Genomic DNA, 13,799 nt, shown 5'->3' with positions numbered 1-13,799 from the left:
CGCGCAATCCGCACACAGTGGACTGGCTCCGATTTTCCAACCTTGTTCCCAGCGTGCGGCTTACTGATCCTTATGGCGCGCTGTCATCCGAGCTAGCCTCATAAGCGCCGCTATTCACGCGCAGACACGCATCTGACGCCTGCCGTCGCCTACCAGACGCTTCACGCGTTCGAAAATTCGCGATCTTCTGCCTTCCTTCTTCGTAATACACCGAAAAAATTACAACTAACATGGTTGTCGAGAATCCCTCGCATCTACGCATAAACGATGTCTCGTCAAATACGTCGTGCCGGCTGTCACGCCAAAACCTGCCAGGCTGATGCCCATCCTCTGGAACAGTGCTATGGCGTGAAGGTCGAGATTCTGCGCGATCCCGCTCGCGGCGGTGTTCTGGTTGTGCCGAGCCACCCGGCCATGGCGACCACCCAGTCGAAGCGCTTCAACCATTAACGAACAAGGGACCCAGGAAGTTGCCCTCCTGGGTCCCTTAAAGACAGCTAGCTTTGACGCTTGTTGTCCGGCTTACTGCCCCGTGTAGCCAACCGGCACGGTCGAATTGTTCTTCGCGACCGTCGCGTTGTTCGACACGATGTACTGCGGCACTTCCGTCAGCGTGAGCGACACCTGGCCGTTCGAATACGGAAGCGTTGTGACGTTGCCGTAACCGTCGATCTTCGTCACGTTGCCCGACGTACCCGCGTTATCGACCTGCAGCGAATAGCTCGTCGAATAGGTCGTGCTATACACGCCATTGGCGGGCCACTGGCTGTTGTTGTGCGTCCACGCGGCCGTCACGACCTTGCCGTTGTTCAACTGCTGGAAGTCGTACACGAAGGTGCCCGAGGGCGTGTTGTTCACGCGGCCCAACGTATTGGTGCCGTCGAGCACACGCGTCATCGTGGCAAACGCCATCGCTTCCGGCTTCGGCGAAAGGTTCGACGCACCGTACGCACCCTGCGCATCGTTCAGGTCGAAGAACGAACCGTAGCCCACTTCGCCCGGATAGTCGGCACCGTAGAACAGCGTCGTGAGCTGCGCGCCGCCGCCCAGCACGATGATGTGCGAGCGCACCCCAACGGCCGCATGCGCGAACAGCTGGTTCTGCGACGGCACGGTCGGACCATACGCCAGACCCGGATCGTAGCTCGTGCCCGCTTCCGTGAAGAACAGCTTCATGTTCGGCTTGCCGTTCTGCATCACCTGACGCAACTGCGTCAGCTGATTGTCGAGCGCATTGGCCTGGTTCGCGGGGCTCGGGTCCGAATCGTATTGCTCCGGCGGATGCGCCGGGTACGTGCCGGCGTTCCAGTAGCCGTGAGTCGAGACAGCATCGATGTAATTCCACAGGCCGAGTGCGCCGAACTTCTGCAGATAGCCGGCCGTGCAGGTCGTGCAGTTCGCAGCGAACGGATTGCCCGTGCCCATCACGACCGCGTTCGGATCGGTGGAGTGGATGCCCTGGTAGGCAGCCTTGTACATCGCGACGAAGTTAGCGTCGCTATCGGCCCAACCGAGACTCGGCTCCCACGTTACCTGATAGTAGTTGCTCTGCTGGTTCGGGTAATTCGCCGCGCGGATCAGGCTCGTATCCGTACCGACCTTCGCCATGAAGTTCTGGTACTCGTTCAGATCCTTCGGTGCGTAATAGCTGTCCGTGAACTGGCCCGTCTTCGAATTCCACGCAGGAATGCCGTCGAGACGCACGATACGCATCTGGTCAGGATTGGCCTTATAGAACGGATCGAGATCGTTCACGTTCGGCGTGTACGTGTTCGGACCATTCGGCTCCATCTGCGACTGCTGACGATCGTCGATCGTCCACGTAATGCCCAGTGCGCGCAGTGCCGCGATGTTGCCGTTGAACCCTTGCATGCCGAAGCGGTGCTGGTCCTGATGCGAATACGTGACCGTGCCAAGTGCCGACGTGAGATTCGGCAGCACGCCGAACGTCGCGATACCCGTCGGGCGCGTGCCGCTATTCGGCAGCGTGCCGCCATTCGAGCGCAGCGTGGCCGTGATTGCGCCGTAGCCCGACCATGTCGAATGGCACGAGATCGTGTTGGTCTGCACGCCAGCGCTGACCGGGAAACTGCCCTGCGTCTTGATCGCGCCATTCGAATCGGCGATCGACCAGATCACGGTATCCGCATTCGGCGCGTTCGTCGTGACTGTGAGGTTGAACGGCGCGTTGTTCTGGAAAACGCGCAGGCCGTCCGTGGTCGGCGTGTCGGCCGTAATCAGGCCGTTCGGCGTGCCGCCAGCCTTTTGCACCGCCGTTCCGCATGAGAGCGCCGCGCTGGACGAAGGTGACGGTGCGGGTGCGGGTGCGGGCGTCGGCGTCGGTGTGGGAGTCGGCGTCGGTGCGGGCGTCGGCGTCGGTGTGGGAGTCGGCGTCGGTGTGGGAGTCGGCGTCGGCGTGGGGGTCGGGGTCGGGGTCGGGGTCGGGGTCGGCGTCGGCGTCGGCGTCGGCGTCGGAGTAGGCGCGCCGGCCGCGACCGCGCGCACCCAGCATGATTTTCCGTAGCCGAACGCAGGGTCCGTATTCGAAACGGCGCCGACATAGCAGCCAACGCCATTCGTAAACGTACTCGGCGCCGTCAGCATCACCGACGGCGAGTTAGGCGGCACAGCGCCGAACACGACCGAGCCCGTTCCGAGGAACGAGCAGTTGCCATTCTCTTGGCCGCACAGCGTGTACGACTGGCCTGCGACGGTAATCGTCGATGCCTGGGCGTATGCCTGCTCTGCACCAAACGAAGCCAGCACGGTTGCCGAGGCAACCCCCAATAGTTTCCAATAACTCATCATTGTCCGTTGATCCCGCTGAAATCAGTTTTCCCCGAAAGTCCAGCAAGATCGTTGACAAACCGACCCGCTGTGGCGTTTTCGAATGCAAAGAAACCGGCATCGAATATTTATTATGGATTACTTACTATTGTGTTCACACATGCGCAGGACACGCATTCATGCAATCTCGCTTTCGATGACCGGGAACGTGCTGAGACCCCACGCAAGCGCGGAGCATTCCCCGTATGCATCTGATGTCAGATCAGATGATTTGATAGACGAGTCGAACCCGACTCCTGCAGATCAGGAATCCTCAATTACGGCTGAGTCGTCTTGCGCGTTTAGACAGCAGCATGCCGTCGCGAACCCTTTCGGTCCGACGAAATTGATCTACATCCACGTGATCCAGGCAACATCGGGCATCGCATTTCCGCGGTCGACATCTACGCGGAACCTGCAAACACACGCCTGAACGAGACGAATCGGCACCTCTATGCGCAAGCGCCTTAGGTAGTAATTACTTCTGCTCGACCCCTACCAAGTATTAATTACAGAAAATTTCAAGGCAGACGAATTATAAACGTTTCATTCGTGTAACGTTGCCCGCAAAAAAATCAAAAGGTAATGTCGCCGGTAATTTCGGAGAAATTTTGAGATATGCTTTCGTGAAGTACCATCGATCAGGGAAGATTCACCCGTGATTGCCCGGAAAAAGTAAATTCATGATCGATATGGATATTTTTTTGGCTATTTCGTAATACAAATGCGCTTTTTATGCGTTTTGATTTTCAGTGCTCACGATAATTGGGAAAATGATCGCTCCCGATTATCAAAATATCGGGGCGATTATATGAAAGTGCGCCGGCGCGATTAAATGGGGCACATCCGCCTCATTGAATATTGCGCGCCTGATCCCCGCAAGCTTTCATCGTTTCCTTTCATTAATATCGATCTTGCGGTTCGCCTTCTCTCGAACATATCGCTCAGAATTGACGTTGCGCTCGCAACAACCGCCCGCTTCAAGCCGTCGTCCCGCCATGAATCGCGGCGAGCACCTCGCGGGTGAATCTCGGGTCGTTCAACTCGAGGTCTGCCGACAATCGCGCGGTCACTTCCTGGAGCAGCCAGCCGTTGCCGTCGGGATCGCTGAACGATGCGTACGATGCGTAGCTCTTCCGGTCCGGATTCAGGCCAGCCTCCTGGCGTTTTCCGTCGGCATGATGGAACACGCCGCCTACGTCATGAAATGGCTGGCCGACCTCGATGCCACGGCGAATCAGTTCGCTCCGCGCGGCCACGATGTCCGACACGACGAGATGAATCCCTTGCACCGAACCCGGTGTTGCCGCCGTCATGTTCTTGCCGAACATGATCGAACATCCGGAGCCAGGCGGCGTGAACTGGATCACGCGATAGTCGCCCTCACTGGATGCAAAGTCGAGATCGAGCCGCCAACCCAACTCGCCATAGAAGCGCTTCGCGCGATCGACATCCGATACGGGAATGACGATAATCTCGATCTTCATATCGAAACTGATGCTCATGGCTAGTGTCCCGAGTTAGAAATTCGTAGACAAAATCGCTTGACGCTGGCGAGGATGTCGTCGGCCGATTTGGTCCAGTTGAAAGGTCTCGGATCAGTGTTGTTGATCTGAATGTATTGGCGAATCGCCTGTTCGAGTTGCCGGGTGGAGCGATGAGTGCCACGGCGGATGTATGTCTCGCTGAGCGTGGCAAACCATCGTTCGACCTGGTTAATCCACGAAGCAGTGAGCTTCCCCCGAAATTTCGCCTTCCAACGGGTCGTGTGTAAACTCGATCTGAAGTAAGGAAAAGAATAATGTTCAAGGTACCAAACCATGCATATACGGCTGAGTTCAGGGCGGCCGCAGTACAACGGATCAAGGATGGGCAAAGCATCCGTGCCGTGGCCCGTGAATTGAAGATGTCACCGCAGACACTGCGCAACTGGGTGAAAGCTGCAGAGGCAGGAAAGCTGAACGGCGCCGGGACAAAGGCTGTGACGCCGGAACAAATGGAGCTGTCGCGCCTGCGAGCCGAAAACAAGCGCCTGCAGATGGAACTTGAAATCGTAAAAAAAGCGGCGGCGTTCTTCGCGAAGGACCTCCTTTGAAGTACGCCTGGATTGATATGCAGTGCCGGCACTTTCCGCTGTCGGCCCTGTGCGAGGTCCTGTCGGTCAGTCTGAACGGCTATAGAGCATGGAAGCGCGGTGGCACGCCCGAGCGCAAACGCCTGAGCAACGAACAGTTGCTGGCGCTGATCCGCACTATCCACGCCGAGGTCAAGGGCGCCTATGGATCGCCACGGATGACCGAGGAGATTCGCGCCCGTGGCTTTCCGGCCAGCAAGGAACGGGTCGAGCGGCTCATGCGCGAGAACGGTATCCGGGCCCGGCACAAGAAGCGCTACAAGGTAACGACGGACTCGAAGCACAAGCTGCCAGTCGCAGAGAATCTGCTAGAGCGCAACTTTACGCCGACGGCGCCGAATCGCGTGTTCACTTCGGATATCACGTACATCTGGACCGACGAGGGCTGGCTGTATCTGGCGATCGTGCTGGACCTGTTCAACCGGGAAGTTGTCGGCTGGTCGATCAAGCCGCGCATGACGGCGGACATCGTGATCGACGCGCTGACAATGGCGTGGTTTCGACGTCGGCCCGAGCCGGGCGCCATGCATCACTCCGACCGTGGTAGCCAGTACGCGAGCCACGACTTCCAGCGCAAGCTGACGGAATATGGCATGCGCTGCTCGATGAGTCGCAAGGGAAACTGCTGGGACAACGCGCCGACGGAAAGCTTTTTTAACAGCCTGAAAAACGAGCGCGTCCATGCGACACGTTACCGGACGCATCAGGAAGCGATGGCAGACTTGTTTGAATACCTGGAAGTGTTTTATAACCGCAGTCGTCGTCATTCGTCGCTCGGCTTCGCATCGCCGGTTCAGTTTCTGCAAGACTGGATCAAAGCTCAGCAGACCAAGGATGCCGCTGCGTAACTTGGGGCCTGTGGAAGGCGAAAAACCGAGGGAAGCTCACAGAGGTGGGGGTGAAATGCGCATGGAAACGCGGATGGCGAGCCAGCCAGGTATTGATCGAGGGAGTCTTGTGCGTACCGTAGTTGTCCATCACCAGATGGACGTCCAGTTGGGGTGGCACGTTGGCCTCGATGGTGCGCAGGAACTGCAGGAATTCACTGCTGCGATGACGCCGATGCAGTTCGCCAATGACTTCGCCCGTGGAGATGTCCAGCGCTGCGAACAGTGTGGTTGTGCCGTGGCGCATATAGTCGTGCGTGCGTCGCTCAGGGATGCCCGGGGCCAGAGGCAGCATAGGCTGGGTGCGGTCCAGCGCCTGGATCTGGCTCTTTTCGTCCACGCACAACACCATGGCCTTGAGCGGCGGGTCCAGATACAGCCCGACGATATCGCGCACCTTGTCGACGAAAAATGGATCAGTGGAGAGCTTGAAGGTCTCCTGCCGATGCGGCTGCAATCCGAAGGCACGCCAGATCCGCGACACGGCTGTCTGCGACATCCCCATGTCGCGGGCCATTGTGCGCGTGCTCCAGTGAGTCGCGCCCGTGGGTACGGATTCGAGCGTGCGTGCGACGACCGCCTCCACCTGCGCGTCCTCGATCGTCCTCGGTGCGCCTGGGCGCGGGGCATCGAGCAACCCGTCCACGCGGTCATTGATGAATCGCGAACGCCACTTCGAAACCGTATGCGAGGTGACACGTTGCCTTGTCGCGACCGTCTTGTTGTCGATGCCCTCGGCGCAAGCCAGCACAATACGCGCTCTCAGGGCAAGCGCCTGTGCCGTCTTGCGTCGCATCGTCAACGCTACGAGCTGTTCGCGTTCCGACCCACTCAGGACCAGTGGCGCCTTCGGTCTTCCTCTCATCGTTGCCTCGCTTATTTGCGAACCCTGCAACCCAGGTTAGTACACAACGCAAATAAGGCAATGAATTTCTAACTCGGGACACTAGCTCCGTGGACACATTGAAACCGGTTGACGCAAATCGCGCGACCTATCGAAATGCAATGTAGTCGCCGAAGCACCGGCATGTCGCTAATACCATGGTATTAGCGACTCGTCAGGGAGCGTAAAGCTCGAACGCAAGCCATTCAAAAAGTACTCGTCCGTACGATGGCTTGTTTGGGCGATACCATCGTATGGTTGCCACTTCACGGCACTGATGGCCGCGGACTACACCACAAGCGGCATCGCAAACATCATTGACGCAGCCATGCAGATTCGCGAACAGGCCCAGCACCTGCCTTTGTATCCACACATCCAGTGCACTGGTCGGATCGTCGTTATTGCAGTTCCACCCTTGTTTCAGGGGCTTTCTGGCGATGCGTTCATTCGCACCGCCACTTTTCCGCGTTCATGCCTGCCTGAATGGCAGCGTGCTGGAGAACGCTTCGAGTTCCATTGCGCGCGCCGCCAGTTGCGCGAGCTTCGGGAATACAACCTGGTTGACGACGTCGGGCATCATCGCCAACGACGCAGACTGGTACGTGATCACGACCATCACGTCAGCTTGCGAGAGTGCGTCGCCGATCAGCCAGCCATCACCGGCTCGCGATTCGAGCATCGTGAATCCCGCGATCGCCTGTTCGCGCAACGATTCGGTAACCGAATCAATCTGGCGATCGGACGGCCGGATCGATTCGTCATAGATGTCGCTGAGCTTTCCATAGATCGCCGAGGCGATACCGATGAACTGCAACGCGTCGCGCCGTTGCGCGCCGCTCGTCGCCAGCAATGCGCGAGCGGGGCCGACCTCTTCGTGCAGATAGTCGATGATGCTTGCGCTGTCATAAAGAATCTCGCCTTCGTCTAGCACGAGCGCCGGCACTTTCACCATCGGGCTGAATGGGCGAATGAGATCTTTCTGCTCATACGCGTGATAGGGTAAATGCTCGAACGGAATGCCGAGCAATTTCAACGTGACGCCAACCCGGCGCGTATAGCCGGAAAACCATGGGCCAATAAGCTTCATTCCTGATTCCTCGCGATTCAATGTACGGTGGTGTGAACGTTCAGAACGATTCCTTGAAGGGACGCAGATCGAGTTCATGCGTCCACGCCGAGCGGTGCTGGCCGTGAAGCGACCAGAACGCCCCGGCGATCGCGTCGATATCGAGCAGTCCATCCGCGCCCTTATGCTTGACGTGCTCAGCGAAGCGCGTGTGCACGCGCTCCCCGTCAATACCGCCGTCGATCACCACATGCGCGACGTGCAAGCCGAGCGGACCAAATTCGCGCGCCATGCTTTGCGCGAGCATGCGCAGCCCCGCCTTGCTCGACGCAAAGTGGGCGTAGTTCGGCATGCCGCGCAGCGCACCCGTTGCGCCGCTGAAAAGAATCGAGCCTCGACCGAGAGGCGTAAAGCGCCGCGCAGCCTCGCGTCCTACGAGAAATCCGCCAAAACAGTTCAGGCGCCAGAACGATTCGAAGACGTCGGCTTCCATCGTGCGCAGATCCAGCGGCTGATTGTTGCCCGCGTTGTACGCGACGAGATCGGCGCTGCCGCCGTTTTCGTCTGCCTGCATTGCGATGTCGAACAACCGGATCACGTCGGCTTCGCGCGTCACGTCCGTGACGACGGCGCTCGCCGAGCCGCCCGCCTCGACAATGCTCTCGCGAACGCGTTCGATCTTCGCTTCCGTGCGCCCCGCGATGATGACGTGGCGCCCCTCAGCGGCGAAGCGGCGCGACAGTCCCGCGCCGAGCCCTTGCTCTGGCCCGACTCCGATGACGACCGCCTTCGGGCGGTCCGTGAGATGCGTTTCTTCAGTGATAGACATGGCTCTTTCCCTTTACAACGATTGCGATGACTGAACGATACCTGGCGTGCACGTTGGGATAAACCGCTGCTACGATTCCACATTGTTTCTCCCATGAAACAATGCAGGCTATGAAAGGAGCGGGACCGTGGATAAGTTTCAGGCGATGCAGGCGTTCATCCGGGTGGTCGAAAGCGGCACCTTCACGAAGGCTGCACAGATGCTCGACCTGCCAAAGACGGCGGTGAGCCGCCTGATTGCGTCGCTCGAAATCGAACTGGGCACGAAGCTGCTCAACCGCACGACACGCAGGGTTTCGACGACGGCGGACGGCGCGGCGTACTACGAGCGCGCGCTGCAATTGATGGGCGATCTCGCGGAACTCGAAGGCTCGATGTCGCACGCGAAAAGCAATCCACGGGGACGGTTGCGCGTGGATCTGCCCGTGCCCTTAGGTTTGTCCGTGATCCTTCCCGCGCTACCGACCTTCACCGCGCGGTATCCGGACATCGAGTTTCACTTCGGGCTCAGCGATCGCCCCGTCGATCTCATTGCAGAGAACGTCGATTGCGTTGTGCGCGCGGGGGAGATCTTCGATCAGTCGCTGGCGGCGCGGCAGATCGGCGCTGTCAGGCAGATCCTCTGTGCGACACCCGCGTATTGGGACAGGCACGGGCGGCCTTCGCATCCGTCGGATCTCGAACAGGGTCATGTCGTCATCCGCACGATCGCTTCGCGCACCAACCGGCCCTTTCCGATCATCGTGGCCAAGAGTGGCGAGCGCATCGAGGTGCAAAACCGACGCGGGCTCACGTCGAATGACATCATGGGCTGTCTGACGATGAGCCTCGCGGGCCTCGGCGTCGTGCATGCGCTGACGTTCTCCGCCAACACGCATCTTCGAAGCGGCGCGTTGGAGGCGGTGCTGAGCGACTGGGTATCGGACCCTGTGCCCGTTTTCGTCGCGTATCAACCCAACCGGCACTTGAGCACGAAAGTGCGCGTGTTCATCGACTGGCTGGCGGAACTGTTCGCGGGAAATGAATCGACGGCGAGAGGCGAGCGCGTTACGGGAACGTAAGATCGATCACGCATGCGCGCCCGCCGTGCGACGCTCCTGACGCAGCAGTACATCGCGGTAAATCCCGGGCCGGCCCGCAAGCTCCAGGGGCGCGCCATCGTCGACGAGCCGCCCATGCTGAATCACCACGATGCGATCGAAATTCTGCAACGTAGAAAGACGGTGCGCGATCGCCACCACGGTGCGTCCCTTCATCAGCCGGTCCAGCGCGTCCTGGATCTTCGCTTCCGATTCGCTGTCGAGCGCCGACGTCGCCTCGTCGAGCAGCAGAATCGGCGCGTTTTTCAGGAATGCGCGTGCAATCGCGATGCGCTGCCGTTGCCCGCCTGAGAGCCGCGTCCCGCGCTCGCCAACGTTGGTTTGCAAGCCGTCCGGCAACGAGCGGATCAGATCGAGGCTATTCGCGTTTTCACAGGCTTGCAGCACTTCGTCTTCCGTCGCGTTGGGACGGCCGTAACGCAGGTTGTCGAGCAACGAACGATTGAACAGCGAGATATCCTGCGGCACGACGCCAACGGCATCGTGCAGGCTGCCCAGACTGATATCGCTCAGACGCTGGCCCGAAATGCACACGGCTCCCAGGCCGGGCGGCGGATCGAATGAGCGTTGCAGCAGCGCCAGGATAGTGGTCTTGCCCGCACCCGATGGTCCGACCAGACCGACCCGCTGCCCCGCGTCGATGTGCAGGCTGAAGTGATCCAGCACGCGGCGGCGGCCGGGGTACGAAAACGTGACGTTCTCGAAGTCGATATTCGCGTCGCGGATCTGCAAGGTCGGGACACCGACCGCCTCTTCCATCTCGCGCGGCACGAGCAGCGATTGCGCAGCCTCAGCCAGCCGCGCCAGATGCTGGATCATGCCAACCAGCGCCACGGCAAGATCACGCGTGCCATGCAGAATCGCGAAGCCGAGCGAGCTGACCAGCACCACGTCACCCGTCGTCGCACGCTCCTGCGTCCAGAGCCACAGCACCCAGCCGAGCAGGCAGCACGACAGCACTACCGTAATGAGCGCGTGCACCAGCCTGAGTTTTTCGAGGTGCCGCAGACTCGCTTCGCGGGACGCCATTTCCTGCTCGAGGAAACGCCCGATACGCAGACACTCGCGCGCCGTCGCCACAAAGGTCCGCACCGTCGACATATTGCCGATCACGTCCACCAGTTCACCGTCGACGGACGCAGCACGCGACGCAAAGTGCACATGACGCTCGCCGCCCCGCTTTGCGAGCCAGAACAGGAAGGCGGTCATGCAGACGGAAATGGCGACGAGCGCAAGCGCCATCCACACGCTGATCCAGCCAATCAGCACAACAGACCCGATGACGGAAAGCAGCGGCGGCAGCGCATTCCACGCTGTCAGATTCTCTATCGTGAATACGGCATTGGCCGTCGCGGAGATACGGCTTGCGAGCGTGCCGGGCTGCACGTTCGAGAAATAGCCCGTCGAATGGCCGATCAGATAGCCGAATAGTTCGCGCCGCACGTCGCCCGTAACCTCGACGAAGGTCCGCACGCTTACCCAGCCCGCAATGCGCCAGAACAGATTGTCGGCGAACAGCAGCACGACGACGACAAGAAACGCGTGGACGACGTTCGCAGGATGCGCGCGCCCAGTGGGCAGCGCGTCGACCAGATTCCTGATCGCGAACTGAGACCCTAGCGAGCACCCGACAGCGGCAACGATGCCGAAGAGAATCACCGCGTGCTGCGCCGGATGCTGACGAACGTAGCGGAACAACAGGTTCACGGGACTGGACGCGTAACCCGCAAGCTCCTGTGCGCGCCGCCCGCGCGTGCGCCTGGCTGGCCTGACGCCCGCAGCCTTTGAACTCGGCATACCCATTAGTGACCGCTCCGGTGTTTCGCCCCGATGAAACGAATCGTCGAACGCGCTGACAGTCAAACGACTCATTTGTCGACCAGGCGACCAATCGGTTGAGCATACGCCGTTCCCGCGCCGCGGCGATCGTGTCACAGGCGGTAGGCGATCGAACCTTGCTTGTCAGAGGATGTGATGCCGGATGTGACGTCGGATATGCCGTCGACGCAATCGCGCTCGAAGGAGGAAGAACGGATAATGCATTGCTGCCTCCTGTGTCGGCCGGCGTCGATGAAGGGTCTTCCCGAAGCGTGTCCCAGCGAGCGCAATCATCGCAGTGGTGCACCGCGCCATATCGGTCTGAAGGTGGCATGCACCACTCACCGGTGCGGCTTTATCGACAGAATGGCAGCGCCTGTCACTCGCAAACAAGGCGGTTTCGTTCAACTACACCTGAAAACAAATTCACTATGCGTATTCCACCGCTCAAGGCGATCATCGCGTTCGAAAGTGTCGCCCGAACCCGGAGCGTGAATCGCGCGGCCGATGAGCTGGGTCTGACCGCATCGGCCGTGAGCCATCAACTGAGCAACCTCGAGTCGATCATCGGGCAGCCGCTGTTCCAGCGCTCGGGCCGCGGTCTCGTGCTGACGCCGACGGGCGAGCGCTATCTGTCCGACGTAACGGGTTCGCTCGCCGATCTGAGCCGCGCCACCGAGCGCGCGTCCAGCCGCACCGAGGTCGATATCCTGCGCGTGCATTCGAGCCCGAGCTTCGGCCTCATGTGGCTGATGCCGAGGCTGTCGTCGTTTCAGGAAGCGAACGACGACATCCAGTTGAACCTCGCATGCTCGTACGAGAACGTCTCGTTTTCGAATGGCTTCTACGATATCGACGTGCGGCACGGCTACGGCAACTGGAGCAACGTCGAAGTGAAGACCGTGCGCGGCGAGTTCATCGCGCCGCTCGCTTCTCCCGCATACCTTGCGCGTCATCCCGTGAACAAGCCTGAGGATCTGCTGTCGCACCGGCTGATCTATTCGGAGTCGCCGCTCGTGCAATGGAAACAATGGTTCGGCAGAACAGGCGTATCCGCAGCGCACAAGACCTTCGATTTTTCGTTCGACCGCTCGTACATGTCGCTAGAAACGGCGGCACTCGGCCTGGGCATTGCGCTCGAAAGCGTGATGCTGGCGTCGGTGAAGATACGCCAAGGCTTGCTGGTGCCCGTTTTCGATGACAGCTATGCCGTCGAAGTCGGCGCGCATCACCTCGTCTACCCGGCGCAAAACGCCGAGTTGCCACGCGTGGCGCGCTTTCTCGCGTGGATCGAGCGCGAGGCCGCTACGGAGCATCCGCGCCAGTCGTAGACGCGGCGAGGCAGCGCATCGGCAGGGTTTTATTGCGCTGCAACGAATCGCGGCCATCCCGCCCGCGAGCTTCATCTGAATTTTTCTCAGCCATTGTTGAGCGTTTCCGCGTTGATGCGCGCGCCCCGTCAGCCGACACTCTGGGCACACATCAACACACAGGAGACAACCCATGTTGCTCGAGAACAGGATCGTCATCGTGACAGGCGCGGCCTCGCCGCGAGGCATCGGCAGGGCGACCGCCAACGCACTCGTCGCGCAGGGCGCACGCGTCGTGATCCTCGATCTGCGCAAGGAAGACGCGGAAGCCGCCGCCGCCGACCTCGGCGCCGGACACCTCGGCCTTGCCTGCAACGTCACCGACAAGGACGCTTGCGTGGCCGCCGCGCGCATCACGCTCGAACGCTATGGACGCATCGACGGCCTCGTGAACAACGCGGGCATCACGCAGCCGGTTCGCACGCTGGACATCGCAGGCAAGGACTTCGACGCGATCGTCGACGTGAATCTGCGCGGCACGCTGTACATGTCGCAAGCGGTGATTCCCGCCATGCAGGAACAGAATGGCGGCAGCATCGTCTGCATGTCGTCGGTGTCCGCGCAGCGCGGCGGCGGAATCTTCGGCGGCCCGCACTACAGTGCTGCGAAAGCGGGCGTGCTGGGTCTCGCGAAAGCGATGGCGCGTGAATTCGGTCCGAACCGCATTCGCATCAACTCGATCACACCGGGCCTGATCCAGACCGACATCACGGGCGACAAACTGACGCCCGCGATGCGCGAAGACATCATCAAGGGCATTCCGCTCGGCCGGCTCGGCGATGCCGCCGATGTCGCCAACGCATGCCTGTTCCTCTTGAGCGATCTGTCGAGCTATCTGACGGGCATCACGCTCGACGTCAACGGCGGCATGCTGATCCACTGATAAC

10 protein-coding genes and 2 pseudogenes are annotated in these 13,799 nt (G+C 60.2%); 5 read left to right on the top strand and 7 right to left on the bottom strand.

Features of this window, described 5'->3' with window-relative positions; translation table 11 throughout:
* Window positions 1-267 precede the first annotated feature (267 nt).
* Window positions 268-450 carry a hypothetical protein gene (locus H1204_RS38380; RefSeq protein WP_180733884.1) on the top strand — a complete coding sequence of 61 codons (183 nt, stop codon included), beginning with the start codon at window positions 268-270 and terminating at the stop codon, window positions 448-450.
* 72 nt (window positions 451-522) lie between these two features.
* On the opposite strand, the gene H1204_RS38375 is transcribed toward H1204_RS38380, so the two are convergent.
* The 3 genes and pseudogenes from H1204_RS38375 to H1204_RS51900 form a co-directional block, all read right to left on the bottom strand.
* The gene (locus H1204_RS38375; protein WP_180733883.1) at window positions 523-2,808 is read right to left on the bottom strand and encodes a hypothetical protein; all 2,286 of its coding nucleotides are present in this window, start codon (window positions 2,806-2,808) and stop codon (window positions 523-525) included.
* 998 nt (window positions 2,809-3,806) lie between these two features.
* Window positions 3,807-4,331, bottom strand: a complete 525-nt coding sequence (locus tag H1204_RS38370; protein ID WP_180733882.1) for a VOC family protein — start codon at window positions 4,329-4,331, stop codon at window positions 3,807-3,809.
* 2 nt (window positions 4,332-4,333) lie between these two features.
* Window positions 4,334-4,558, bottom strand: a pseudogene (locus H1204_RS51900) (IS630 family transposase); the annotation flags it as partial.
* 69 nt (window positions 4,559-4,627) lie between these two features.
* On the opposite strand from H1204_RS51900, the gene H1204_RS38365 reads away from it, so the two are divergent.
* A protein-coding gene (locus H1204_RS38365; protein ID WP_180733881.1) for an IS3 family transposase occupies window positions 4,628-5,808 on the top strand; the annotation gives its coding sequence in 2 pieces (ribosomal slippage) (window positions 4,628-4,880 and window positions 4,880-5,808; 1,182 coding nt in all).
* A gap of 31 nt (window positions 5,809-5,839) precedes the next feature.
* Here H1204_RS38365 and H1204_RS38360 read toward each other — a convergent pair.
* The 3 genes and pseudogenes from H1204_RS38360 to H1204_RS38350 all read right to left on the bottom strand — a co-directional run.
* Window positions 5,840-6,712 (bottom strand): annotated as a pseudogene (locus H1204_RS38360) (IS630 family transposase); the annotation flags it as partial.
* Between the two features lie 487 nt (window positions 6,713-7,199).
* A complete protein-coding gene (locus H1204_RS38355) occupies window positions 7,200-7,817 on the bottom strand; it encodes a glutathione S-transferase family protein (protein WP_180733880.1) in 618 nt (205 codons plus the stop codon).
* Between the two features lie 40 nt (window positions 7,818-7,857).
* Window positions 7,858-8,625: an SDR family NAD(P)-dependent oxidoreductase gene (locus tag H1204_RS38350; protein WP_180733879.1), complete on the bottom strand. Its 768-nt coding sequence runs from the start codon at window positions 8,623-8,625 to the stop codon at window positions 7,858-7,860.
* A gap of 127 nt (window positions 8,626-8,752) precedes the next feature.
* Here H1204_RS38350 and H1204_RS38345 point away from each other — a divergent pair, with 127 nt between their 5' ends.
* Window positions 8,753-9,685 (top strand): LysR family transcriptional regulator, encoded by a 933-nt coding sequence (locus H1204_RS38345; RefSeq protein ID WP_180733878.1) that lies wholly within the window; start codon window positions 8,753-8,755, stop codon window positions 9,683-9,685.
* A 6-nt stretch (window positions 9,686-9,691) separates the two neighbouring features.
* Here the strand turns inward: H1204_RS38345 and H1204_RS38340 are convergent, their stop codons facing one another.
* Window positions 9,692-11,527 (bottom strand): ABC transporter ATP-binding protein, encoded by a 1,836-nt coding sequence (locus H1204_RS38340; RefSeq protein ID WP_180735184.1) that lies wholly within the window; start codon window positions 11,525-11,527, stop codon window positions 9,692-9,694.
* Window positions 11,528-11,973: 446 nt separating this feature from the next.
* On the opposite strand from H1204_RS38340, the gene H1204_RS38335 reads away from it, so the two are divergent.
* Together H1204_RS38335 and H1204_RS38330 are read left to right on the top strand one after the other, a co-directional pair.
* The gene (locus H1204_RS38335) at window positions 11,974-12,873 is read left to right on the top strand and encodes a LysR substrate-binding domain-containing protein (protein ID WP_180733877.1); all 900 of its coding nucleotides are present in this window, start codon (window positions 11,974-11,976) and stop codon (window positions 12,871-12,873) included.
* A 172-nt stretch (window positions 12,874-13,045) separates the two neighbouring features.
* Window positions 13,046-13,795, top strand: a complete 750-nt coding sequence (locus H1204_RS38330; protein ID WP_180733876.1) for an SDR family NAD(P)-dependent oxidoreductase — start codon at window positions 13,046-13,048, stop codon at window positions 13,793-13,795.
* Window positions 13,796-13,799: the final 4 nt, after the last annotated feature.

The organism is Paraburkholderia sp. PGU19, from assembly GCF_013426915.1.
In the GTDB taxonomy this organism is placed as follows: domain Bacteria; phylum Pseudomonadota; class Gammaproteobacteria; order Burkholderiales; family Burkholderiaceae; genus Paraburkholderia.
This window is presented reverse-complemented; position numbering and strand designations above follow the sequence as displayed.

What these genes read in the sequence shown, in the direction of transcription:
- H1204_RS38380 (WP_180733884.1), top strand. Translation starts at nt 268, where the DNA reads ATGTCTCGTCAAATACGTCGTGCCGGCTGTCACGCCAAAACCTGCCAG.
- H1204_RS38375 (WP_180733883.1), bottom strand. Translation starts at nt 2,808, where the DNA reads ATGATGAGTTATTGGAAACTATTGGGGGTTGCCTCGGCAACCGTGCTG.
- H1204_RS38370 (WP_180733882.1), bottom strand. Translation starts at nt 4,331, where the DNA reads ATGAGCATCAGTTTCGATATGAAGATCGAGATTATCGTCATTCCCGTA.
- H1204_RS38355 (WP_180733880.1), bottom strand. Translation starts at nt 7,817, where the DNA reads ATGAAGCTTATTGGCCCATGGTTTTCCGGCTATACGCGCCGGGTTGGC.
- H1204_RS38350 (WP_180733879.1), bottom strand. Translation starts at nt 8,625, where the DNA reads ATGTCTATCACTGAAGAAACGCATCTCACGGACCGCCCGAAGGCGGTC.
- H1204_RS38340 (WP_180735184.1), bottom strand. Translation starts at nt 11,527, where the DNA reads ATGGGTATGCCGAGTTCAAAGGCTGCGGGCGTCAGGCCAGCCAGGCGC.
- H1204_RS38335 (WP_180733877.1), top strand. Translation starts at nt 11,974, where the DNA reads ATGCGTATTCCACCGCTCAAGGCGATCATCGCGTTCGAAAGTGTCGCC.
- H1204_RS38330 (WP_180733876.1), top strand. Translation starts at nt 13,046, where the DNA reads ATGTTGCTCGAGAACAGGATCGTCATCGTGACAGGCGCGGCCTCGCCG.